This is a genomic window from Olsenella uli (assembly GCF_901212655.1).
Lineage (GTDB): Bacteria > Actinomycetota > Coriobacteriia > Coriobacteriales > Atopobiaceae > Parolsenella > Parolsenella uli_A.
Genome location: NZ_CAAKON010000020.1, coordinates 207,367 through 229,538, shown reverse-complemented (window position 1 = coordinate 229,538; position 22,172 = coordinate 207,367). Strand labels below are relative to the sequence as shown.

17 protein-coding genes, 1 tRNA gene and 1 pseudogene (1 of these 19 running past the window's edge) are annotated in these 22,172 nt (G+C 67.4%); 14 read left to right on the top strand and 5 right to left on the bottom strand.

All coding sequences use genetic code 11. From position 1 onward, the window contains the following. Positions 1-19: 19 nt before the first annotated feature. Together EFAMC2_RS03620 and EFAMC2_RS03615 are read right to left on the bottom strand one after the other, a co-directional pair. Positions 20-715 carry an alpha-E domain-containing protein gene (locus tag EFAMC2_RS03620; protein ID WP_154027121.1) on the bottom strand — a complete coding sequence of 232 codons (696 nt, stop codon included), beginning with the start codon at positions 713-715 and terminating at the stop codon, positions 20-22. 201 nt (positions 716-916) lie between these two features. Continuing rightward, entirely contained in the window at positions 917-2,287 is a 1,371-nt protein-coding gene (locus EFAMC2_RS03615; RefSeq protein WP_154027118.1) for a circularly permuted type 2 ATP-grasp protein, read from the bottom strand. A 333-nt stretch (positions 2,288-2,620) separates the two neighbouring features. Between EFAMC2_RS03615 and EFAMC2_RS03610 the strand changes: the two genes are divergently transcribed. Both EFAMC2_RS03610 and queA read left to right on the top strand, forming a co-directional pair. Beyond that, a complete protein-coding gene (locus tag EFAMC2_RS03610) occupies positions 2,621-3,316 on the top strand; it encodes an epoxyqueuosine reductase QueH (protein ID WP_261980033.1) in 696 nt (231 codons plus the stop codon). 366 nt (positions 3,317-3,682) lie between these two features. Further along, on the top strand, positions 3,683-4,909 hold the full coding sequence (queA, locus tag EFAMC2_RS03605) for a tRNA preQ1(34) S-adenosylmethionine ribosyltransferase-isomerase QueA (protein WP_154027115.1): 1,227 nt from the start codon (positions 3,683-3,685) through the stop codon (positions 4,907-4,909). Positions 4,910-5,116: 207 nt separating this feature from the next. Here queA and EFAMC2_RS03600 read toward each other — a convergent pair whose 3' ends face one another. After that, a complete protein-coding gene (locus tag EFAMC2_RS03600) occupies positions 5,117-6,829 on the bottom strand; it encodes a hypothetical protein (protein ID WP_154027112.1) in 1,713 nt (570 codons plus the stop codon). A gap of 360 nt (positions 6,830-7,189) precedes the next feature. On the opposite strand from EFAMC2_RS03600, the gene tgt reads away from it, so the two are divergent. The 5 genes from tgt to EFAMC2_RS03575 all read left to right on the top strand — a co-directional run bounded on the left by tgt (position 7,190) and on the right by EFAMC2_RS03575 (position 16,535). Then, positions 7,190-8,446 carry a tRNA guanosine(34) transglycosylase Tgt gene (gene tgt / locus EFAMC2_RS03595; RefSeq protein ID WP_154027109.1) on the top strand — a complete coding sequence of 419 codons (1,257 nt, stop codon included), beginning with the start codon at positions 7,190-7,192 and terminating at the stop codon, positions 8,444-8,446. 114 nt (positions 8,447-8,560) lie between these two features. Continuing rightward, positions 8,561-10,033 (top strand): SecDF P1 head subdomain-containing protein, encoded by a 1,473-nt coding sequence (locus tag EFAMC2_RS03590; protein ID WP_154027106.1) that lies wholly within the window; start codon positions 8,561-8,563, stop codon positions 10,031-10,033. A 5-nt stretch (positions 10,034-10,038) separates the two neighbouring features. Beyond that, complete coding sequence (gene recJ / locus EFAMC2_RS03585; RefSeq protein WP_154027103.1) at positions 10,039-13,380, top strand: single-stranded-DNA-specific exonuclease RecJ; 3,342 nt, start codon at positions 10,039-10,041, stop codon at positions 13,378-13,380. After that, positions 13,377-15,749: a RelA/SpoT family protein gene (locus EFAMC2_RS03580; RefSeq protein ID WP_154027100.1), complete on the top strand. Its 2,373-nt coding sequence runs from the start codon at positions 13,377-13,379 to the stop codon at positions 15,747-15,749. The genes recJ and EFAMC2_RS03580 overlap by 4 nt, the downstream gene beginning before the upstream one ends. A 99-nt stretch (positions 15,750-15,848) precedes the next feature. Beyond that, positions 15,849-16,535 carry an MBL fold metallo-hydrolase gene (locus tag EFAMC2_RS03575; RefSeq protein ID WP_154027097.1) on the top strand — a complete coding sequence of 229 codons (687 nt, stop codon included), beginning with the start codon at positions 15,849-15,851 and terminating at the stop codon, positions 16,533-16,535. A gap of 131 nt (positions 16,536-16,666) precedes the next feature. Here EFAMC2_RS03575 and EFAMC2_RS03570 read toward each other — a convergent pair. Then, positions 16,667-16,752: transfer RNA gene (locus EFAMC2_RS03570), tRNA-Leu, on the bottom strand. A 217-nt stretch (positions 16,753-16,969) separates the two neighbouring features. On the opposite strand from EFAMC2_RS03570, the gene EFAMC2_RS03565 reads away from it, so the two are divergent. Then, complete coding sequence (locus EFAMC2_RS03565; protein WP_261980031.1) at positions 16,970-17,482, top strand: CarD family transcriptional regulator; 513 nt, start codon at positions 16,970-16,972, stop codon at positions 17,480-17,482. 86 nt (positions 17,483-17,568) lie between these two features. Here EFAMC2_RS03565 and EFAMC2_RS03560 read toward each other — a convergent pair whose 3' ends face one another. After that, positions 17,569-18,675: an RsmB/NOP family class I SAM-dependent RNA methyltransferase gene (locus EFAMC2_RS03560; protein ID WP_154027094.1), complete on the bottom strand. Its 1,107-nt coding sequence runs from the start codon at positions 18,673-18,675 to the stop codon at positions 17,569-17,571. Positions 18,676-18,958: 283 nt separating this feature from the next. Here EFAMC2_RS03560 and infC point away from each other — a divergent pair, with 283 nt between their 5' ends. The 6 genes and pseudogenes from infC to EFAMC2_RS03530 form a co-directional block, all read left to right on the top strand. Continuing rightward, complete coding sequence (infC, locus tag EFAMC2_RS03555) at positions 18,959-19,537, top strand: translation initiation factor IF-3 (RefSeq protein WP_187325126.1); 579 nt, start codon at positions 18,959-18,961, stop codon at positions 19,535-19,537. A gap of 1 nt (position 19,538) precedes the next feature. Continuing rightward, positions 19,539-19,733 (top strand): 50S ribosomal protein L35, encoded by a 195-nt coding sequence (gene rpmI / locus EFAMC2_RS03550; protein ID WP_154027089.1) that lies wholly within the window; start codon positions 19,539-19,541, stop codon positions 19,731-19,733. 51 nt (positions 19,734-19,784) lie between these two features. Continuing rightward, positions 19,785-20,144: a 50S ribosomal protein L20 gene (rplT, locus tag EFAMC2_RS03545; protein WP_154027086.1), complete on the top strand. Its 360-nt coding sequence runs from the start codon at positions 19,785-19,787 to the stop codon at positions 20,142-20,144. Positions 20,145-20,500: 356 nt separating this feature from the next. Next, entirely contained in the window at positions 20,501-21,319 is an 819-nt protein-coding gene (locus tag EFAMC2_RS03540) for a transporter substrate-binding domain-containing protein (RefSeq protein ID WP_154027083.1), read from the top strand. A 74-nt stretch (positions 21,320-21,393) separates the two neighbouring features. After that, the gene (locus EFAMC2_RS03535) at positions 21,394-22,068 is read left to right on the top strand and encodes an amino acid ABC transporter permease (RefSeq protein WP_154027080.1); all 675 of its coding nucleotides are present in this window, start codon (positions 21,394-21,396) and stop codon (positions 22,066-22,068) included. Further along, positions 22,069-22,172 (top strand): annotated as a pseudogene (locus EFAMC2_RS03530) (amino acid ABC transporter ATP-binding protein); it runs 637 nt beyond the window's last position.

Sequence of the window (22,172 nt, the reverse complement as noted above, 5' to 3'; positions counted from 1 at the left end):
GTGGTGCTGGGGAACAGTTCTATCCCTTGACGCGGGCGATGGCGTCGTCGAGGCGGTTCGTGACGAACTCGCCATAACCGCGCGAGCGCACGGCCTCCTCAAGGCCCACGAGGATGTCTGCGATGCCGAGGCGCTCGGGGCAGCGCACGTAGCCCAGGTAGAAGATGAGCTTGCGCACCGGCCGGTCGAGCTCCTCCTCTGCCACGCCAAAGCGGCTCCACAGCTCGATGCGCTCGACGTACTTGCCAAAGAACAGCAGGGCCTTGGCCTCGCTGGACGCCATGCCGTCCTCCACAGACCCCCAAAAGGCGAGCAGGTCGTCGCGGACGGTGCGGTGCTTGGGCAGGCGCGCAACCGGGTCCTTGGAGCCGCGCAGGTTGATGAGGGCGAGCTCGACGTAGCTCGAGGTTTCGGTGCCCAGCTCCGGGCGCAGCAGGATGGCGTTGCCAAAGGCTGCGCGCATGCTCGAGCACACCGAGACGGGGCTGTCGGGGTTGTAGAGGATCTCGGACATGACGCTCTCGACGCTCGCCTCGGGGTCAAAGGGGATGTCGAGCTCGCGGCAGAACTCGGAGTAGTCCTTGGTCTCGAGGTCGACGTTGGCGTCGTAGGTGGCAAAGAACCGCTTGAGCGTGGTGTAGACGCGCTCGGAGTAGCGGCCCAGCCAGAAGAGCTGGTCGGCCTTGGTGCGGGTGATGGGCATGCTGGCGGGCATTGTGGCTCCGTTCGTGTGGGGCGTGACGAGGTTTAGGGGAGGGCGCCCTGGCTGCTGGAAGAGCAGGGTGGCCGGGGCGAGCGGGCTGGCCAGGGCGAGCGGGCTGGCTGGGACGAGGGCAGCCCGGCTGCGAAGAGAATCGGCTGGCAGGTTGAGGTCGCAGCTCGCTGCGACGAGGGCCGTCCGGCGGGCCGGGGCCAGCTAGTGCGCGAGCACCCAGGTGTCCTTGAATCCACCACCCTGGGAGGAGTTCACCACCATCGATCCCGGCGTGGTGGAGTAGCGCGTGAGACCGCTCGCCCAGACGCGCGTGGTCTCGCCGGTGAGGACGAAGGCACGCAGGTCTGCCATGTGGCGGCAGGGCTTGCCCTTGGCGTCCAAGCTTGGCAGGTCGCGGAAGTGCACGACCTCCTGGGCGATGAAGCGCCTGGGTTCGGCCTTGATGTGCTCGCGCAGCCGCTCGAGCTCCTCGCGGCCGAGCTTGTCGCCAAAGACCACGCCATAGCCTCCGGCCTCGGCCACGTCCTTCACCACGAGCGTCTCCAGGTGGTCCATGACGTAGCGCATGTCCTTGTCATACATCGGCAGGTAGGTGGGGGCGTTTCTCAGAATCGGCTCCTCGCCCAGGTAGTAGCTCACCATGGCGGGCACGAAGTAGTAGATGCCCTTGTCGTCCGCCACGCCGTTGCCCGGGGCGTTCACGATGGCAACGTTGCCCGCGCGGTAGGCGCTGATGAGGTTGGGGACGCCGATGACGGAGTCCGGGTTGAAGCAGAAGGGGTCGAGGAACTCGTCGGAGATGCGCCGGTAGACCACGCCCACCTTGTGGCGCTCGCCGGTGTAGTCCACGTAGAAGAGCTGGTCGGAGTCCACGACGAGGTCCTGCGGGCAGGCGAGGGCCGCGCCGCACATCTCGGCCAGGTAGGAGTGCTCGAAGAACGCGGCATTGTAGCGCCCCGGCGTGAGGATGACCGGGATGCCACCGCAGCTCGAGTAGGCCATGGCGGCCGAGAGGAGGGCCGGGTAGTCGCGGTTGTCGCGCACGCCGTTGGTCTGGTAGACGTCCGGCGCGATGCGACGCGTGATGTTGCGCGCGATGAGCGGGTAGGAGGCGCCCGACGGGATGCGCAGGTTGTCCTCGAGCACCACCCAGGAGCCGTCCGCGTCCTGCACGAGGTCCTCGCCGGCGATGTGGGCGTAGACGCCCGCGGGTGGGGTCACCTCGTTTATCTGCGGCAGGTAGCCCGAGCTCGAGTAGACGAAGTCCTCGGGGATGACCTTGTCGCGGATGATCTGCTTCTCCGAGTAGACGTCGCGAAGAAAGGCGTTGAGCGCGCGGACGCGCTGGGCGAGGCCCTTCGAGAGCCGGTCGAACTCGGCCGACGGTATGACGCGCGGCACCGGGTCATACGGGAAGACCTGCTCGTGGAACTCGCCGTTCTTGTAGAGACCAAAGCGCACGCCATCTCGGGCGAGATCCTCGTTGATGGACTGGCGGCGCTCGATGAGGGGCTCCAGGCCCTCCAGGGCGATGGGGTCTGTGGGAACGCCTGACGTTGGGTTCGTGGACATTGCTTCACCTGCTCGTATGCGTGCTGACGGTGGCCGTATGCTACGGGGCATGCGGTTTCAGGCGGGTTTCGGGAACGGGCGCGTTACACGGGTGAAAACAAGTGTTGACGCGGGCGTGATGGCGGGCGCCTCCGCTGGTGGCGCGGCCGGCCGGGCTTGGCACGGGCTATCTGGCTGGTTTGTGGATGGCCTGGCCGGACCGGGGCTGCCGGCTGGGGTGCGGTGCGGGCGGGTCGGCCCGTTCGCGAGAAGTCCGAGTGCGCCGAGAAGTCCGAGTGCGCCGAGACCTGCCGAGCGGGGTGTGGTCGGCGGGTGTTGACGGGGGAGGGTTCCATGGGAGACGCGGTCGAGCGGGCGAGGATGGCGGGCAGGGAGCCGTTGGCGCTCCACGCCTGCTGCGGGCCCTGCTCCCTCGAGCCGGTGGAGCACCTGCGCGAGGAGGGCTTTGAGCCCGTGGTGCTCTGGGACAACCCCAACATCCAGCCGGCGGCCGAGCACGACCTTCGCCTGGCGACGCTGCTCACCTGGGCGGAGGCCGCGGGGCTTGAGGTCGTTCGCTGCGAGCGCGGGGCGGGTTCGGGCGTGGCGGGCACGCCCACGTCTGGCGAGGCGCGCGCCCTCTGGGAGCGGGGCGTGGCGCCGCACGGGTTCGACCGCGAGGCTCGCTGTCGTGCCTGCTACGCGATTCGCCTCTCGGCTGCCTGTCGCGCGGCGCGCGAGCTGGGGTTCTCGCACATCTCTACCACGCTGGCCGTCTCTCCGTATCAGCTGTTCGACACCTGCACCGAAGTGCTCGAGCGCCTGGCCGAGGCCAACGGCCTCACGGCCGTGGTGCGCGACTGGCGGCAGTTCTACCCGGAGGCCACGCGAGAGAGCCGCGAGCTGGGGATGTATCGGCAGAACTACTGCGGCTGTCGCATCAGCGCCGCCGAGGCCGCCATCGAGCGCCACGAGCGCCGCGACGAGCGCAAGCGCGCCAAGGCCGCCGCAAAGGCCGCCAAGGCCGCTCTCGATGTCGCCAGCGAGTGAGTCGCCCTCGCCATGCCTGCCGTCTACTTTGACTCATAGCGGACGGCAGGCTGACTCAGCCTGAGCCTGTAAGGAACATGAACCAAAGAGGAAACAGATTGATTCACGGAGGCGGGCTGACTCATAACGTCTTGTCAGGAAAATGAGTCAAGGTGGGCGGCGGGCTGACTCAAGAGTCAAGGTGGACGGCAGGCTGACTCATAACGTCTTGTCAGGAAAATGAGTCAAAGTAGACGGCAGGCTGACTCACGGGCGGGCGCTCGTTTGGCGCTTGGGGTGTGGCCGGCGGGCAGGTCCTGCGGTAAGCTACCCGTTTGGACTTGCGAACGCCCGGCTTGCCGGACACAGAACACCAAAGGACCTGCCATGCGCACCGATGACTTTGACTACCCGCTGCCCGACGAGCTGATCGCCCAGGCCCCGGCCGAGCCGCGCGACTCCTGCCGCCTGCTCGTGCTGCACCGCGGCGGAGGGGAGGGCGTCACCGGCAGCGCGGCCCCCATCGCCGACGGCGGCTCCGTAGAGCACCGCCACTTCTACGATATCGCGGACTACCTGGAGCCCGGCGACCTGCTCGTTGCCAACAAGACCCGCGTGATGCCGGCCCGCCTCGTGGGCCACAAGGCCAAGACCGGCGGCGTGGCCGAGACCCTGCTGCTCAAGCGCCGCGAGGACCTGGACGCTCTGGGCCACGTCTGGGAGTGCCTCGTGAACCCGGGCAAGCGCCTCAAGCCGGGCGCGGTCATCGAGTACCGCGCGGGCGGCCTGCATGCGCCGGAGAGCTCGCCGGTGGTGCTCACGGGCGAGGTCACGGACTTTGTGGAAGACTCCAAGGGCGGTCGTCTCGTGCGCTTCGAGCCCCAGGGCGCAGACCCTGCCACCGGCGAGCCTCGCACGCTCGACGCGGCCATTCACGCCGCCGGCCACGTGCCGCTGCCGCCCTACATCACGCAGTACGAGGGCGACCCGGAGAAGTACCAGACCGTCTACGCCATGCGCGAGGAGCATTCTGCGGCGGCGCCAACGGCGGGTCTGCACTTTACGCCCGAGCTCATCGAGCGTCTGCGCGAGCGCGGCGTTGGCTTTACGACGGTTGAGCTCGAGGTGGGCATCGACACCTTCCGCCTCGTGGAGGAGGACGACCCCACGCAGCACGTGATGCACACCGAGCGCTATCACGTGCCTGCCGAGGTGGTCGAGGCCGTGCATGCCACCAAGGCGGCGGGTCACCGTGTGGTGGCTGTGGGCACCACCGCCGTGCGCTCGCTAGAGAGCGCGTTCGACGCCTATGCCCCCGCCGCCGAGCCTCCCATGGTGGCGCGTGGCTTCGAGGGCCGCGCCGATTCCGCCGACACGCTCGGGCGCGGCGACATCGTGGCGCGCGAGAACGCCACCACGCAGCTCTACCTCATGCCGGGTAGCACCTACCACGTGGTGGACGCCCTGATCACGAACTTCCACGTGCCGCGCTCCACGCTCATGATGCTCGTGAGTGCGCTTGCCAGCCGGGAGCAGATCATGGGTGCCTACCAGGCGGCCATTGACGAGCGCTACCGGTTCCTGAGCTTTGGCGACGCGATGCTCATCGAGTAGGTGGCGGGGCTTCTCGGCAGAGAGACGCTCGGCAATGAAAGGCCGGCAGGCGGCGGGCGCATCCCCGCTGCCTGCCGGCCTTTGCGTGCCGCCCCACTCTGTGGGTGAGTCCACCCTGGGCCCTTGCCTGCCCATCGCTTGCCGGCCGGCTCGTGCCCGCGGCGCGCCCATCGGCTGCCGGCTTGCGCCCACGATCGGGCCTGCCCCCTAGGCCCACACGATGACGAGCCACACGATGAGGGCCGCCAGGGCCACTGCCGCCGCGGCGATCTTGAGGAGCGTCTCGCGCGCCTGTTGCGTGCGCTCTCGAACCTCCTCCACCTCCTCGGCGAGTCGTCCTACCAGCTCAACCTGTGAGTCGAGCTCGCCCGAGGCGCTCGTGAGCTTTGCGGCAAGGCTCTCGGTCTGCTGCGGGTTGGCGTGGATGTCCTCTGCCTCCTCGAGGGCCTTCTTGGAGGCCTCGATGCGGGCGTTGGCCTCAACCTGGGCCCGCCTTGCCTCGGAGAGCTGCGTGGTGAACTCCCGAATCCCGTCGGAGAGCCGCTTCTCGGTGGCGTCGGTGTCTGCCTTGAGCTTCTCGTAGCGCTCCCTGCGCTCGCGCTCGGCGGCCTCGGCCTCCTCGAGGTCGCGCTCGGCCTCCTCGAGCGACTTCCTCTGCGTGTAGAGATGCGTCTGCGCCGCCTCGACTGCCTGGGCAGTCTCTGCCTTGATGCGGTTCATTTCCTCGCGCGCGGTCTCGAGCTGGGCGAGGGCGGCGGCCACGCTGCCGCTGAGCTCGCTCGTGCCCGTGAGGCCCGCCTTGGGGTCGCGCTTCTTCTCGGCCAGCTGGTCCTGCAGGCGCTGCAGCTTGCCGGCGGCGACCTCCGCGGCGCGGGTGGAGGAGGCGAGGCGGTTGTCGCGGTTGTTGATGGCGGCGTCTGCCTGGGCCTGCGCGGCCTTGAGCATGCGCTTGGCCTCGGTGTGGGCGCGCTCGGCGTCGGCGAGGGAGGTCTTGGCGCCGTCGGCCTTCTTGCGGAAGGGGGCCATCTTGCGCTCGTTGTCCTCCTTGAGGCGCTTGAGCTCCTCGGCGTGCCGGGCGCGCTTCTGGGTGATGGACGCCTCGAGCTCCTTGGCTCCCTCGAGCCGCTTGGTGGCCTCTTCCTGGGCGGCCGTCTGCTCGGCCGTGATGTCGTCGTAGCGCTCCTCCACGTCGCGCCTGTGGTCGAGGACGGCGCGGCTTTCGGTTACCTCGGCCTCGAGCTCCTCCAGCCGCTCGCGGGCGTCGGCGAGCGCACGCTTGGCACGTGAGACCTCGCGCATGGCGAGCACGCCCTCGTTCACCTGGCGGGCACCGTCCTCCGCGGCCTCGCGGGCGCGCCTCGTGCCGGCCTCCGTGAGCTCGAGCGCCCGCTTGGCGCCGGCCTCGGTGGCCACGCGAGCCTTCTCGGACGCGACGCGGGCGGCCTCGAGCAGCTCCTTGGCCTTGGCGGCCGCTACCTCGGCGGCAGAAGGCCCTTCGGGTTCGGTGGGCGCGCCGCTCGGGGCCTCGTCTGCAGCTGCCGAGGTCTCGGGGGGCTCGGCGTCGGCATCCGTGCTGGCCCCGGCGTCCGCCTCGGTGTCGCCCTCGGCTTCGGTGTCACCGTCGAGGGCGGCCTCTGCCGGCTCCTCCGACGATTCGTCCGAGGGCTCGCCCTCTTCTTGTTGATCGGAGTCCTCGACCGATTTGCCTTTGGGCTCCGTGGGCTCCTCCTCCGGGGAGGCCCCAACCCCCTCAGGCCCCGCTGGCTCGGAGTCATCTTCCTTGCCGACGGCCCCGTCCTCGACCTCGCCGGTTGCCGCGGCGGCGTCCTCCTCCCCGGCGGGATCCTCGGCCTTCTCGGGCTCCGTCGCGGTCTGTCCGTTTTTCTCGTTGGCGTGGTTGGTGAGTTCGTTGTGTGCCATGGTTTCCTCGCCTTCGGTTTTCGTGGCCACCATTGTGGCGTATTGCGGGCCTCGGTGCGCGGCTTCGCACGGGCCTTCACAAGCGTTTCGCCAAGACCCATGCGGGTTTCTGGGCGGTAGGGTTGCGAGCCTATGCCAGCTTCCGGACACGTATTCCGATTCGCCATCGGCCCCTGCGGGCTTGCCCGGATCGGTTCTTTTCGCGGGCTTCGGCGTGGGCTCGCGACCTGCTGTGGCGTCCGGTAGCATGATGGGCCGTGAAAAATGACATCACGGCGGCACCGAACGGGCCGTCGGCATCCGGCGGGGCGCGGCGTGCGCCCCGGCCAACATCGAACACGGACTCAAGGAGACGGCAACATGTGCGAGTGCGCAAACCACAACGCAGGCGCTGACGCATCTGCATGCGAGGGCCCGGACACCCAGGCGTCCGGCACGTCCGTGCAGACGGGGGAGGGCACCCAGGCGGCCAGTTCCTCCTCAAGCAAGCTCTTCGCCTATGACATCGTCGCCGAGGACCCGGGCACTCATGCGCGCGCGGGCGTCTTCCACACCGCCCACGGCGACGTTCCCACCCCCATCTTCATGCCCGTGGGTACGAAGGCCACGGTCAAGGGCCTGATGCCTGCGCAGGTGGCAGACCTGGGCGCCAAGATCATTCTCAACAACACCTACCACCTCTCGCAGCGGCCGGGCGAGGACCTCGTGGCCGAGTTCGGCGGCGTTCACGAGTTCATGCGCTGGGATAGGCCCATCCTCACGGACTCCGGCGGCTTTCAGGTCTTCTCCCACGGCGAGTTCATGAAGCTCACCGACGAGGGCGTTGGCTTCCGCGCCGTGGAGTACGACGGCCGCCATGTCTTCTGGACGCCCGAGGACAACATGGCCATCGCCGAGAAGCTTGGCAGCGACATCTGCATGCAGCTCGACCAGTGCCCGGGATACCCCGCCACGCGCGCCTTCGTGGAGCGCGCCGTGGAGCTCTCCAGCATGTGGGGCGAGCGCTGCTGGCGGGCCCACACCCGCCCCGACCAGGCGCTCTTTGGCATCGTCCAGGGTGGCATGCACCTCGATTTGCGCCTGCGGTCGCTCCGGCACCTCGAGGAGTGCGGCGACTTCCCCGGCTACGGCATCGGCGGCTACTCGGTGGGCGAGGACCACGAGACCATGTTCGAGACGCTTACCCCGCTCGTGTCCGAGCACATGCCCAAGGCCAAGCCCCGCTACCTCATGGGCGTGGGCAACCCCACCACGCTCGTGCGCGCGGTGGCGGCGGGCGTGGACATGTTCGACTGCGTGCTGCCCACCCGCACGGCCCGCATGGGCACGGCCTTCTCGAACGAGGGGCGGCTCAACCTCAAGAACGCCCGCTTTGCGCACGACCACGGCGTGCTGGACGAGGGGTGCGACTGCCCGGCATGTGCGGGCGGCTTCACGCGCGGCTACATCCACCACCTCATCCGCCAGAAGGAGATGCTCGGCGGCCTTCTGCTGTCTCAGCACAACATCCGCTACCTGCTGAGGCTCATGGAGCGCGCCCGCGCGGCCATCATCGCCGGCACATACGCGAGCTTCGTGAGCGAATGGATGGACTCGCCCGCGGCCAACGACTTCTAGCGCCTGGGCTCGGGGCCCTTGGCCTCTGGTGCGTCTCGGCCTTCGTCGCTCCTGCTAGAATTGAAGGGTTAAAACGACGAGGGCCGCCCGCGTGCGGCCGCATGAGGGGGTTCCATGAGCAAGGAAACCAAGAAGCCGACGGGGGCCGGCACCAACGCCACGGCCACGTCCAAGACCGAGAAGAAGGCCAAGGCGGAGGCGAAGGCCGCGAGCAGGCCCAAGCCCAAGGGCCGCATTGCCACCGAGCTGAGCCGCCAGGGTGGCGCCATCGCCTGCACCGTGCTGCTGGTGCTGCTGAGCGCGGTTGCGCTCGCCGTGCCGGGTTGGGGCGTCCCGCTGGGCACGCTGCTCGGCGGCGGCAACCAGGTGACGCTCACCGCCACGAAGTCGGACGGCTCCGAGGTCTCTGCCGATGAACTCGCCTCCGCCCGCGCAAACCTCCAGAAGCGCGCCGACGCGCTCTTTGAGAAGGGCGTCTCCGTGAAGCAGACCGGTGACGACGCCCTTTCCGTGCGCGTCCCCGCCTCCGACGACGCTGCGACCGTGGCCTCGAGCATCGCCGGCGCCGGCAAGGTGGAGCTCGTTCGCGTGGATGCCATCGGCGATGCCGACGCCCTCGCCCAGATCCAGGCGGGCACCACGAACGTCCGGCTGAAGGATGGCACCTACACCGCCTTTGCCTCGAGTGACAACATCACCGACTCCCGCGTCGTCTCCGGCACGAGCAGCGCCAGGTCCAGCTCCATGGTCTATGCCGTGGGCATCACGCTCGACTCGGCCGCCGCCAAGCAGCTCGCTGACATCACCGCCGAGCTCTCCAGCTCCTATGGCCGCATCGCCGTGGTGGTTGACGGCACGGTGGTCACCGCGCCGCAGGTGAGCCAGAAGATCGAGGGAGGCCAGGTCACCTTCTCCGGCGGCTTCACGAGGAGCCAGGCCTACGCCCTCGCCGCCGAGATCTCCGCAGGCCCCATCCGGGTGACGCTCGCCGCCTCCGATCCCGAGCCCCTGTCCTCCGGCCTCTCCGGCCAGGCCCTTCCCGCCGCCATCGCTGCCGCCGTGGTGCTCGCGCTTCTTGCGGGCCTCGTGTGCTCGCGACTCTTTGGCCGCGCGGGCTGGGTGGCCGCGCTCTCCGTCATCGTGACGCTTGTGCTGCAGCTTGGCGCCTTCGCCGTGCTCGCCCAGTTCGGCTACGTCTTCCTCGGCACCTATGAGCTCGCGGCCGTCGTCGTCTGCGAGCTTGTGTCCATCGTCTCGAGCGGCTTCGCGGCCGCCCGCTACGCCTCCGAGCGCCGCGGGGGCTCCTCGGTGCGCAAGGCCCAGCAGGAGGCCTGCGACCACGCCATCGGCCGCATTGCGCTCGTCGAGGCCGTGCTCTGCGTCGTCGCCATCGTCTGCGCCTTTGTGGCGCCGGGCGTCTGGCGTGAGCTCAGCTGGGCCCTCTCTGCGGGCCTGCTCGCAGACCTCGTCTCCATGCCGCTCGTCAAGGCGCCGATGCTCCGCGTCCTCACGGCGGCCGACGCAGAGGCAGGCGTCGCGGCCGCCGGCGTCTCCCTTGACGCCGGCGCCTCCGCAGACGAGGAGTAGCCCTTATGTCCGGTCTTCGCGAGTCCGGGCGCTGGCATGTCCTAACCGGTGACGTCGCCGCCGAGCGCGAGGTGCGCGAGGCGTGCGGCGTCACGCCGCTAGCGGCCCGCGTGATGGTGGCCCGCGGCATCCGGGACGCCGAGAGCGCCCGAACCTTCCTTACGCCGTCTCTCGAACGAGACTGGCTCGACCCCCTCGAGCTCCCCGGCCTTCCCGCCGCGGCGGACCGGGTCGAGCGGGCCGTGCGCTCCGGCGAGGTCATCGCCGTGTTTGGCGACTTCGACGTGGACGGCATGAGCTCCACCTGCCTGCTCACCCTGGCCCTGCGCGAGCTGGGCGCCGAGGTGCACCCCTACATCCCGCGCCGCTTCGGCGAGGGCTACGGCCTGTCCGCCGAGGCGCTCGAGCGCGTGGTGGAGGGCTGTCACCCCAACCTCATCATCACCGTGGACAATGGCATCGCCGCCGCCGAGGAGGTGCGCATCGTGCGCGGCATGGGCATTGACGTCGTGGTGACGGACCACCATGAGCCGGCCGACCTCGTGCCCCAGGACGTTCCCGTCTGCGACCCCAAGCTCGACCACGCCTGTCCCTCCTGCGACCTCGCGGGCGCGGGCGTGGCACTCAAGCTCGTCCACGAGCTCGGCCGCCGCTTTGGCGTGCCTGAGCTCTGGCGTTCCTACACCGACGTGGCGACGCTCGGCACCATCTCTGACATGATGAGCCTCACGCGCGAGAACCGCGCCCTCGTGACCGACGGCATCCGCCGCATGCGTCATACCGAGCGACCCGGCATCGTGGCCCTCGCGGCCGTGGCAAACTGCGACCTCTCCCAGGTCACGGCCGACGGCCTGCCCTTCTCGCTCGTGCCGCGCCTCAACGCCGCGGGCCGCATGGGTGATGTGGACGTGGCCTTCGACCTGCTCATCTCCGATGACCCAGTGGAGGCTGCCAAGCTCGCCGCCGAGCTCGAGACCATCAACCAGAACCGTCGCGACATCGAGCGTGAGCTGGCCGACCAGGCCATGGCCATGATCGAGGAGACCTACCATGGCCAGCGCGTCATCGTGGTGGGCGGCGAGGGCTGGCACGAGGGCGTCAAGGGCATCGTGGCCAGCCGCGTGGTAAACCGCTACCACGTGCCGGCCATCCTCTTCTCCATCTCCGACGGCGTGGCCCACGGCTCCGGCCGCTCGGTGGGATCGGTCAACCTCTTCGAGGCGGTCGAGAAGTGCGCCGACTTGCTCGTGCGCTTCGGCGGCCACGCCGGGGCCGTGGGCGTCACCATCGACGCCGAGAGCATCGACGCCTTCCGCACCCGCCTCGAGTCCGTGCTGGCGGAGCTGCCGCCCGAGCAGTTCGTGGACACGGGCGAGGTCACGGCCATCGTGGGGCTCGAGGAGCTCGACGTGCCCACGATCGAGAGCCTTAAGGTCCTTGCACCCTTTGGCCAGGGCAACAAGGTGCCGCTGCTCGCGGCCACGGGCGTGGTGATGCGCAACAGGAGCCGGGTGGGCCGCTCGGGCGAGCACCTGCGCTTCATTGCCACCGACGGCGTCTGCTCCAGGCCCGCCATCATGTTCCGCGCGCCCGACGTGGAGCGCGCGTGCGACTACGAGGGCGCCGTCGACCTCGTCTTCGAGGCCGTGGCCGAGACCTGGCAGGGACGTACGAACCCCAAGCTCATGGTGCGCGACATCGTCTATCGCACGGCGGAGGGCGAGCCTGCGGCCCCCGCCATCGTGGACGAGCTGTTTGGCCGCGTGCCAGAGATCCTAGCGTCGGACTCGCGCGTCGTGCCGGAGGCTGCCGAGGGAGCCGAGCGCGCGCGGCTCTCCGCGATGGCACCCGACGAGCTCACGCGCGAGCTCGTGCGCCGCATGATCGGCGACCATGAACCGCTGCCGGCTCAGGCGCGCGCCCTCGACGCGCTTGCCGCGGGCACAAGCGCCCTCTGCGTCATGGCCACGGGCCGCGGCAAGTCCCTCATCTTCCACGTTCACGCCGCTCGCGAGGCACTGCTTCGCGGCCGCGCGAGCGTGCTCGTGTTCCCGCTGCGCGCCCTTGTGGCAGACCAGAGCTTCCACCTTGAGGGCGAGCTTGCGGCCATGGGGCTCTCCGGCCGGGTGCTCACGGGCGAGACCCCGCTCGACGAGCGGCACGAGGTCTTCTCGGCGCTTGGGTCCGGTGAGGCAGACGTCATCCTCACCACGCCGGAGTTCCTTGCCATTCACTCGGGTGAGTTTGCCGCTGGCGGGCGCGTCGGCTTCGTCGTCATCGACGAGGCGCACCACGCCGGCACTTCGGCCGGCGGCACGCGCTCGGCCTACCAGGAGCTCCCGCGCGTGCTCGCCGAGCTCGGCCATCCCACGTGCCTGGCCGCGACCGCCACGGCGGCCGACCCCGTGGCGCGCGAGATCTGCCGGCTCTGCTCGGCCGACGAGGTCATCGTGGACGACGCCTGCCGCGAGAACCTCCGCATCGACGACGAGCGCGAGCTGCGTGACCGCGAGGCCGCCCTCGTCTCGCTCGCGAGCACGGGCGAGAAGTGCGTGGCTTACGTGAACTCCCGCGAGCAGTCCGTGGTGCTCGCGCGCACCCTGCGCAAGGCAAATCCCGAGCTTGCCCAGCGCATCGCCTTCTACAACGCCGGCCTTACGCGCTCCGAGCGCACGCGCGTGGAGCGCGCCTTCCGTGCAGGCGAGCTCTCGTGCGTCATCTCCACGAGCGCCTTTGGTGAGGGCGTCAACCTGCCCGACATCCGCCACGTGGTGCTCTACCACATGCCCTTTGGCGCGGTGGAGTTCAACCAGATGAGCGGGCGTGCTGGCAGAGACGGTGCCCCCGCCACGATTCACCTCATGTTTGGCTCGCGCGACGCCCGGGTGAACGAGCGCATCCTTGCCTCCTACGCCCCGGGGCGCGACGACCTCGTGTGCCTGTGGCGGGCGCTCCAGTCGCTGGCCGCGCGCTCGCGCGCCCAGGGCGAGGGTGGCGCCATAGCGCGCACCAACGCCGGGCTGCTCGAGACCTGCGTGCAGGTGGCGCCCGGCTCACGCCTGGAGGAGCGCGCGGTCTCGGCAGGCATCGGCATCTTCCGCGAGCTGGGCTTCCTCACGACGGAGGGGTACGGCTCGCAAAGGAAAATCCTGATGACGGACTCGCCCGAGCGTATGGAACTCGACAGCTCCATACGCTACCTTGAGGGCATGCGCTCGAGCGAGGAGTTTCACGCGTTTTGCCGCTGGGCCCTCACGGCCACGCCGGGAGAGCTGCTCGCGCGCGTCAACAGGCCCATCGTGCCGGGCTTCGGCACGCAGGTCCGCGAGGATGGGAGTGCGTCATGAGCGTCCAGGCAGAGGAGAGGCACGTGGCGGCGCCGCCGGAGGGCACGCCGAAGGTTGGGGCAGACGACTACCCGCTGCTCCGCAAGACCTGCGCGCGCTATCTCGACGCCGAGGAGATGGCCAAGGTCGACGAGGCCTACCGCTTCGCCGCCGAGTTCCACAAGAACCAGCGGCGGCGCTCGGGCGAGGCCTACATCAACCATCCCGTAGAGGTGGCGCTCATCCTCGCGCACGACCTGCGCATGGACGAGGACGTCATCTGTGCCGCGCTGCTGCACGACACCGTTGAGGACACGCCCGCCACCCTGGGCGACCTTAAGGAGCTCTTTGGCGAGACGGTTGCCGAGCTCGTCGACGGCGTCACGAAGCTCACCTCCATTGAGGTTGACTCCATGGACGCCAAGCAGGCGCTCAACCTGCGCAAGATGTTTTTGGCCATGAGCCGCGACATCCGCGTCGTCATCATCAAGCTGGCAGACCGCCTGCACAACATGCGCACGCTTGCGGCCCTGCCGCCCGACCGCCGCATCTTCAAGGCGCACGAGACCATGGACGTCTACGCGCCGCTCGCAGACCGCCTCGGCATCTCCAGCATCAAGTGGGAGCTCGAGGACCTCGCCTTCTTTTACCTGGAGCCCGGCGAGTACCAGCGCATCGCCCGCATGGTGCAGGACTCTCGCGACCAGCGCGAGCGCGACACCGAGGAGGCCATCAAGACCCTCGCCGACGAGCTGCACCGTGTGGGCCTCTCTGACTTCCAGATCACGGGGCGCCCCAAGCACCTGTGGAGCATCTACCTCAAGATGAAGCGCAAGGGCAAGGAGTTCTCGGACATCTACGACCTCATCGCCCTGCGCGTCATCACCCAGACGGTGGGCGACTGCTACTCGGCCCTCGGTGCGGTGCACTCGCTGTGGCACCCGCTGCCCGGCCGCTTCAAGGACTACATCGCCACGCCCAAGCCCAACGGCTACCAGTCGCTGCACACGACGGTGGTGGGCCCCGAGGCCCGTCCCATCGAGATCCAGATTCGCACGCGCGAGATGCACGACCAGGCTGAGTTTGGTATCGCGGCGCACTGGCTCTACAAGCGGGCCGGCAACTCCAAGGGTGCCATGAGCGCCGACGACAAGAGCGTCGACAAGCAGATCTCCTGGATTCGCCGCAGCCTCGACTGGACGGTCGAGGGCGACATGGAGGACCCGCACGAGTTCCTCGAGGACCTGCGCGTGGACCTCTTCGAGGACGAGATCTTCGTCTTCACGCCCAAGGGCGAGGTCATGAACCTGCGCGCCGGCGCCACCCCGCTCGACTTTGCCTACGCGGTGCATACCGAGGTGGGCAACCACTGCGTGGGCGCCAAGGTGAACGGCTCGGTGGTGTCGCTCACCACGCCGCTCGCCACGGGCGACCGCATCGAGATCCTCACGAACAAGAACTCCAAGCCCTCGCGCGACTGGATGAACATCGTCGCCACGCCGAGTGCCCGCGCCAAGATTCGCAAGTACTTCGCGGCCTCCACGAAGTCCGATGACGCCGACGCCGGCCGCTCCGAGTTGGCGCGCGAGCTGCGCAAGCGCGGCTACGGCATCTCCACGCCGCGCTCCGGGAAGGCTATTGGCAAGGTCTGTGAGCAGCTGAGCTTCAAGGGCCCGGACGACATGCTCGCCGCCATCGCCAACGGCAAGCTCACGGCCAAGTCCGTGGCCAACAAGGTGCAGGAGATGCTCGAGCAGGGTTCTCCAGCCGAGATTCTCGCCGCACAGCAGAAGGCCCAGGCCGAGGCCAAGGCAGCCCACGAGCAGTTCTTCACGCAGGGCACCACCAAGGCCATGACGGCACCGCGCCACTCCCCGGGCCGTGGGGCGGGCGCGCCCAAGCGCCGCAGCAGCTGCGGCGTTGTGGCCAAGGGCGACCCGGACCTGCTCGTGCACCTCGCGCACTGCTGCAACCCGGTGGCGGGTGACGAGATCGTGGGCTTCATCACGCGCGGGCGCGGCGTCTCCGTGCACCGCGCCAACTGCCCCAACGTTCGCGGTCTCATGGAGCACCCGGAGCGCATGATTCCGGTGGAGTGGGACACCTCCGGCGCCACGCAGTTCCAGGTCGAGATCATGGTCGAGGCCACGGACCGCATGGGCCTGCTCAAGGACGTCACCATCGCGGTGGGGGAGGCCGGCGGCAACATCCTGTCCGCGGCCACGAGCACGAGCGCGCGGGGCGTGGCGCGCCTGCGGTTCCTCATTGCCATCAGCGACGCGAACCTGCTGGACACGCTGCTCTCGACCGTGGGTCGCGTGCCCTCTGTCTACGATGCCCGCCGCATCATGCCCGGCGAGGGCGCCAACACCATGGCCCGTCGCGCCTAAGTGCATTGGGGCAGGCCCTTTTGTGAGTTTTCTGAAAGGGCTATCAGAAAACTCACAAAAGGGCCTGCCCCCAGCAGCAAACAAGGGAGGAGATGCCGGATGGCATTTTGGAACAGGGGCGCCATGGCGCTCGACGATGTGCCCGCCATCGCCGCGGGAAAGCTCGAGGTTCGCCAGTTCGTGGTGGGCGCCATCTCCACCAACGTCTACGGCGTCGTGAGCGAGGGGGCGGCCATGGTGGTCGACCCCGCGGGCGAGGGCGACCGCATCGCCAAGGCGCTCGCCGACGTGCGCGTGGAGCTCGTCGTGGCCACGCATGGCCATGCCGACCACGTGGGCGGCTGCCAGGCGCTCGTTGACGCCACAGGTGCCAAGTTCGCCATGGCAGAGGCGGACGTCGACCTCGCGAGGCATGCTCGCCGAAACCACGCGTTTGGCATCCAGTACGACGCCGACGCCCCGGAACCCGATCGCATCCTCGCGGCGGGAGACGAGGTCTCTGTGGGGGCGGCCAGGTTCCGCGTGCTGGCGGCTCCTGGGCACACGCCCGGCGGCATCGTGTTTCTGGGAGAGGGTGACGCCGAGGGCATAGCCTTCGTGGGCGACACCATCTTTGCCGGCTCGGCGGGCCGTACGGACCTTCCCGGCGGCAATGCCTCCGAGCTCATGGCCACCCTTGCTCGGCTTGGCCAGGAGGTTCCACCCAAGACGCACGTGCTCTGCGGTCATGGCGACGACACTACCATGGCCTGGGAACTCGAGCACAATCCCTTCCTGCGTCGGTAGCAGGCCGGGGACAGACCCTTTTGCAGGTTTTCTGAATAGTCTTTCTGGAGACTTGCAAAAGGGTCTGTCCCCAAACATGGCAAAAGAAAGACCCCGTGAAGCGTAGCTTCGCGGGGCCTTGTCTGTCTATTTGGTGCCCGAGGCGAGGGTCGAACTCGCACGAGGTTTCCCCCAGGGGTTTTTGAGACCCCCGTGTCTGCCATTCCACCACTCGGGCACAGGTGCGCGGTTGCGCCTTGGTTAGTATACCGAAAGTGTCGCGTCTCGGCATCACCTCTTGCGCGGATGGGGCTGCCTGCGCTTTGCCGTATTCCTACCTTTACACCACACTTATAGATTTACCTGCGGTTATACAAAACCGAGGTGCTATTCTGTATGTATCTGGCTGCGGCCGGCTGTCCGCGCAGGGGGTGAGCGGGCCTTCTTCGGAGGTTTTGACATTGTTTAGCGTGGGCGAGCGCGTCATGCATCCTGGCCAGGGTCTTTGCACGATTGTCGGCTTTCGCGACACTCCGTCGCCCGCGCTGATTCTCGAGGCCGGCAGCGGCAGAAACGCAACCCGCCTGCTCTATCCGGCAGACCAGGCCGAGGCCCACCTTCATCCGCCGGTTTCCCGTGCCGAGGCGCTCGATGTCATCGAGAACTATGACTCGATTGCCTGTGACACGCACACCGACAGGAATTCCGGACAGGAAGAGGCCTACTTCAAGGCCCTCCTCAAGCGCGGCGTTCCCGATTCCGTCCGCGTGGTGAAGACGATGCGCACCCGCATCGCCCAGTGCGAGCGTAGCGCCCGCAAGCCCAGCGCCTACATCGCCCGCGTGCTCAAGGAGGCGCGCCTCCGCTCGCTCGAGGAGCTTGCCTGCGCGCTCGACACGACGCCCGACGTGGTGGAGCAGATGTTCCGCGACCGCGGCGCGGGCATCGCCGACGATTCGGCCCAATAGCGCAGGGTGTGCCTGTTCACGCCGCCTTGACGTGAGCGCGAGTCGAGGTCGAGGCTACGCGCGGTTGCCCTCGGCACGCTCCGGTTCTATCCGCGCTTTCTGATGCGGCAGACGAAGAAGCCCTCGTAGAGCTCCGTGGGGCACACGGTCACGGCGCCGTCGAGCCGGCAGGGGAGCGTCGGCAGTGCGAGCGGGCCCTCCGAGACCCCACTGGGAAGCCCGACGTCAACGAGCTCGCAGTCCCCGTGCCTTGCGAGCGCCCATGCCACGACGTCCTCGTTTTCCCGCGCGATGATCGAGCAGGTTGAGTAGACGAGCACGCCGCCCGGCTTGAGCACCTCGAGCGCCTTGTCGACGAGGGCGCGCTGCGAGCGTTCCACGCCGTCGGCGAGCTTTGGCGTGAGGTGGCGCGCGGCGCGCGCGTCGTGGGCGCGCACCGTGCCCGACCCCGTGCACGGGGCGTCGAGGAGCACCTGGTCGAAGGAGAACCAGCTGTCGAGCTTGCGGGCGTCGGTTCGCATGACCTGCACGTTGTCGGCGCCGAGGAGGTGCAGGTTGTGCTCGAGGCGCTCGGCACGAGGCATCGAGAGCTCGCATGCCGTGACATGGGCGGCTCGACCCCCAAGCACGCTCGCCAGGGCCGCGATCTGGGTCGTCTTGCCGCCGGGCGCGGCGCACATGTCGAGGATGTCGGCGCCCGCGCGCGGGGCGAGCGAGAGTGGCGGCAGCATGGACGAGAGGCTCTGCAGGTAGAGCCTGCCCTCCTTGTAGGCGTCAAGCTCCCATACATCGCGCTCGGCCGTGCCCGGTGCGAGGACGAAGGCGTCCGGATACCACGGCACGCCCTCCCAGCCGATGTTCGCGGCGTCAAGCGCGGACGCCACCTCGTCGCGTCCGCCGCGAAGGGCGTTTGCCCGGAGCGTCACGCGCCGCCCTGCTCCCCAGCCCTCGAGGATGCGCTCCACGTCGCCTGCGTCATACTGCGTCCGCACCGCCTCGAGCAAGTGGAGCGGGAGGCCGGTTGCCTCGTCCAGCTCCTGCGGCTTCTCGGCGGGTCGCTTTTGGCGCCGAGCGCTGGAGCTCGAGGCGCGATCACGCCTCTTGCCCCCGTGCGCGGAGCGTCGGTTTCCGCGTCCCTTGCCCGTCTGCTCGCTGCCCTGTGCGGCCCCTCGATTGTGTACGCCCTGAGACATTCTGTTTATCCTTGCATCGCGGTTGTTCCCATGGCATACTACTCGTCCGTGTGGCCGCGAGGCCACAAGGAAGTGGGCCTGAGCATAAGGCCCCACCTGAACGGCGCCCCAGGGCAGCTGTCTGGTCAGACAAGGGAACACGCCATCCGTCTTTGCGGATACGCAAACCTGTATCTTACCGGAGCTGTGCCAAAAGCGCAGCTCCGGTTTTTGCGTTACGGGGCGTCCAACCGGGCGTCTCGCGTGCGGCGAGGCACCAGGGGTGCGCCGCAAGGAAGGGAAGGTGTGTAAGATAGCCAAGTCCGAAGGTCCCCGCATCAATGGGGAGATCACCGCTCGCACGTGCCGCCTGATTGGCGTTGACGGCTCCCAGCTCGGCCTGTTTGGCGTCCGCGACGCCCTGCGCATTGCAGACCAGCAGAACCTCGACCTCGTCGAGATCGCTCCGAACGCCGAGCCACCCGTCTGCAAGGTCATGGACTACGGCAAGTTCAAGTACGAGCAGGCGATCAAGGCCAAGCAGGCTCGTAAGAACCAAGCCAAGGTCGAGATCAAGGAGATGAAGTTCCGTCCCAAGATCGACACCGGCGACTACGAGACCAAGAAGGGCCACGTCATGCGCTTCCTCAAGAAGGGCGCGCGCGTCAAGGTGACCATCATGTTCCGTGGTCGTGAGATGGCCCACCCTGAGCAGGGTCTCAACGTCTTGGAGCGCCTGGCAGACGACCTCAAGCCCTACGCTACGGTAGAGAGCCAGCCCAAGATGGAGGGTCGCAACATGCACATGCTCGTCGCGCCGATCAAGGGTGCCTTTGATGAGAAGGCAGAGCCCGCCGACGAGAAGGATACGAAGGAGAACTAGCATGCCTAAGATGAAGACGCACAAGGGTACGGCCAAGCGCTTCCGCCGCACCGGCACCGGCAAGATCATGCGTGCCAAGGCTTTCAAGAGCCACATCCTGACCAAGAAGTCCCAGAAGCGCATCCGTGGCTTCCGCAAGGAGACCGAGCTCGCTCCCGCCGACGTCAAGGTCGTCTCCGCTCGCATGGGCAAGTAGCTCGAGCGTTTCCTTTCTTCTTTCTGTTTCACTTATAGGAGTTGATTTCACATGGCACGAGTCAAGCGCGCCGTCGCCGGTCGTAAGAAGCGTCAGACCCTGAAGAAGCTCTCCAAGGGCTACTACGGCACTTCCTCCCGCACCTTCCGTGGTATGAAGGAGCAGGTCCAGCACTCCCTGCAGTACCAGTACCGTGATCGTCGCAACAAGAAGCGCGATGTGCGCGCTCTCTGGATCCAGCGCATCAACGCCGCCGCTCGCCTCAATGACCTGAGCTACTCTCAGTTCATGCACGGCCTGAAGCTCGCCGGCGTCGAGCTGGACCGCAAGGTTCTCTCGCAGCTCGCCTATGAGGACGAGGCTGCCTTCGCCGCTCTCGCCGAGGTTGCCAAGAAGGCCCTCGCCGAGTAAGCGCGAGCTGGTTCGTCGAAGCCCCGCTTGCCACTAGGCAAGCGGGGCTTTTTCTGTTTATTGGGCTCGTGGGCATGGGGCTTTTGCGACGCGGCCTTGCACCATAGAGCCACTCATGCGGTCGGCTCGCTTGCAGCTGCGGCAGGTCTGCTCGGTCCTTGTGCGCGTCGTATCAAAGCAGGTCGCCGACGGGTGCTGCGGCGCGACCATGACCTGATCGGTTCTTGGGCGCGGCGCATCAAAACAGCCGTACACGCTCGAGTGACGAGCGTGTAACAAAACAGAAACGCAACTTTGGCATGCTCTTCTGAAGTTTTATTGCAAGCCATCATGGCCCAGTTGCCAAAGGAGACGGTATGTCCAAGTCTATGTCTCGTCGTTCGTTCCTCGCCCTCATGGGCGGTTCTGCCGCTGTTCTCGGCCTCGGTCTCGTTGGCTGCGGCTCCAACTCCGGTAGCTCCGCGTCCACCGGCTCTGCCTCCACGGGTGACTCCGGCAGCAAGAAGTACGTCATCGCCACCGACACCACCTTCGCCCCGTTTGAGTACACGGACGAGAGCGGCAAGTTCGTGGGCGTCGACGTCGACCTGCTCGCCGCCATTGCGTCCGAGATGGGCTTCGAGTATGACCTGCAGTCCCTTGGCTTCGACGCAGCCGTGGCCGCCCTCGAGTCCAACCAGGCCGACGCCGTCATCGCCGGCATGTCCATCACGGATGCCCGCAAGCAGAAGTACGACTTCACCGATCCCTATTACGAGTCCTACGTCTGCGCTGCCGCCAAGGCCGACGGCGACGTCAAGAGCCTCGACGACCTCAAGGGCAAGACCGTTGCCTGCAAGACCGGTACGCAGAGTGCCGATTGGGCCGAGTCCATCAAGGACCGGTACGGCTTCACCATCACGTACTTCGATCAGTCCGACATGATGTACCAGGACGTCCAGACCGGCAACACCGCCGCCTGCTTCGAGGACTACCCGGTCATGGCCTACGGCGTCAAGCAGGGCAACGGCCTCGCGGTCATCGGCAAGGACGATGGCACCTATGCCACGCCGACCGCGCTTGCCGTCATGAAGGGCAAGAACTCCGAGCTCATTGAGAAGTTCAACAAGGGCCTCAAGAGCCTCAAGGACTCCGGCAAGTACGACGAGATTATCAACAAGTACATGAAGGCCTAGCCTCCTCGTACAGCGCAGTAAGCCAAGGGCCACGCGGGAAACCCCGCGCGGCCCTATCGTATGTTAGGTAGACCATGAACTCAGACCTTTTCGCCGTGCTACAGCAGGCCTGGCCTCTGCTTGCCGCGGGCTTCCAGATGACGATCTTCGTCACGGTCATCTCCCTTGTCATCGCCATGTTCCTCGGCATCCTCACGTGCCTCATGAACCTCTCAAAGGTTCCCGTGCTGAGGGGCGTCGCGAAGTTCTACATCTGGCTCATTCGCGGCACGCCAATGCTGGTGCAGGGCTTCTACCTGTATCTCGCCGTCCCCCAGATCGTGCAGGCCACAATCAACCCCGACTTCCGCCTGGATATCGTCACCGCGTCCGTCATCACGCTGACACTCAACGCAGGTGCCTACCTGGCCGAAATCTTCCGCGGCGCCATTCAGTCCGTTGACAAGGGTCAGATGGAGGCCGCCCGCTCCCTCGGCGTCTCCCAGGCTAAGTCCATGCAACAGATCATCCTGCCCCAGGCCGTGCGCATCTGCCTGCCAAGCCTCGTGAACCAGTGCATCATCACCCTCAAGGACTCCACGATCATGTATGCCCTGGGCCTGCCCGAGGTCATGAACCAGGCGAAGGTCTACGTTGGTCGCACGTTCAACTCGTTTGCCACCTACACCTGGGTTGCCCTGATGTTCCTCGTCATCACGAGCGTGCTCATGATTGTCTCCTCCCGGCTTGAGAAAAGGATGCGTAAGTAAATGGCAGAACCGAAGATTAGGGTCACCGGCCTCAAGAAGGACTTCGGCGACAACCACGTCCTACGCGGCATCGACATCGACATCAAGCAGGGAGAGGTGGTCTG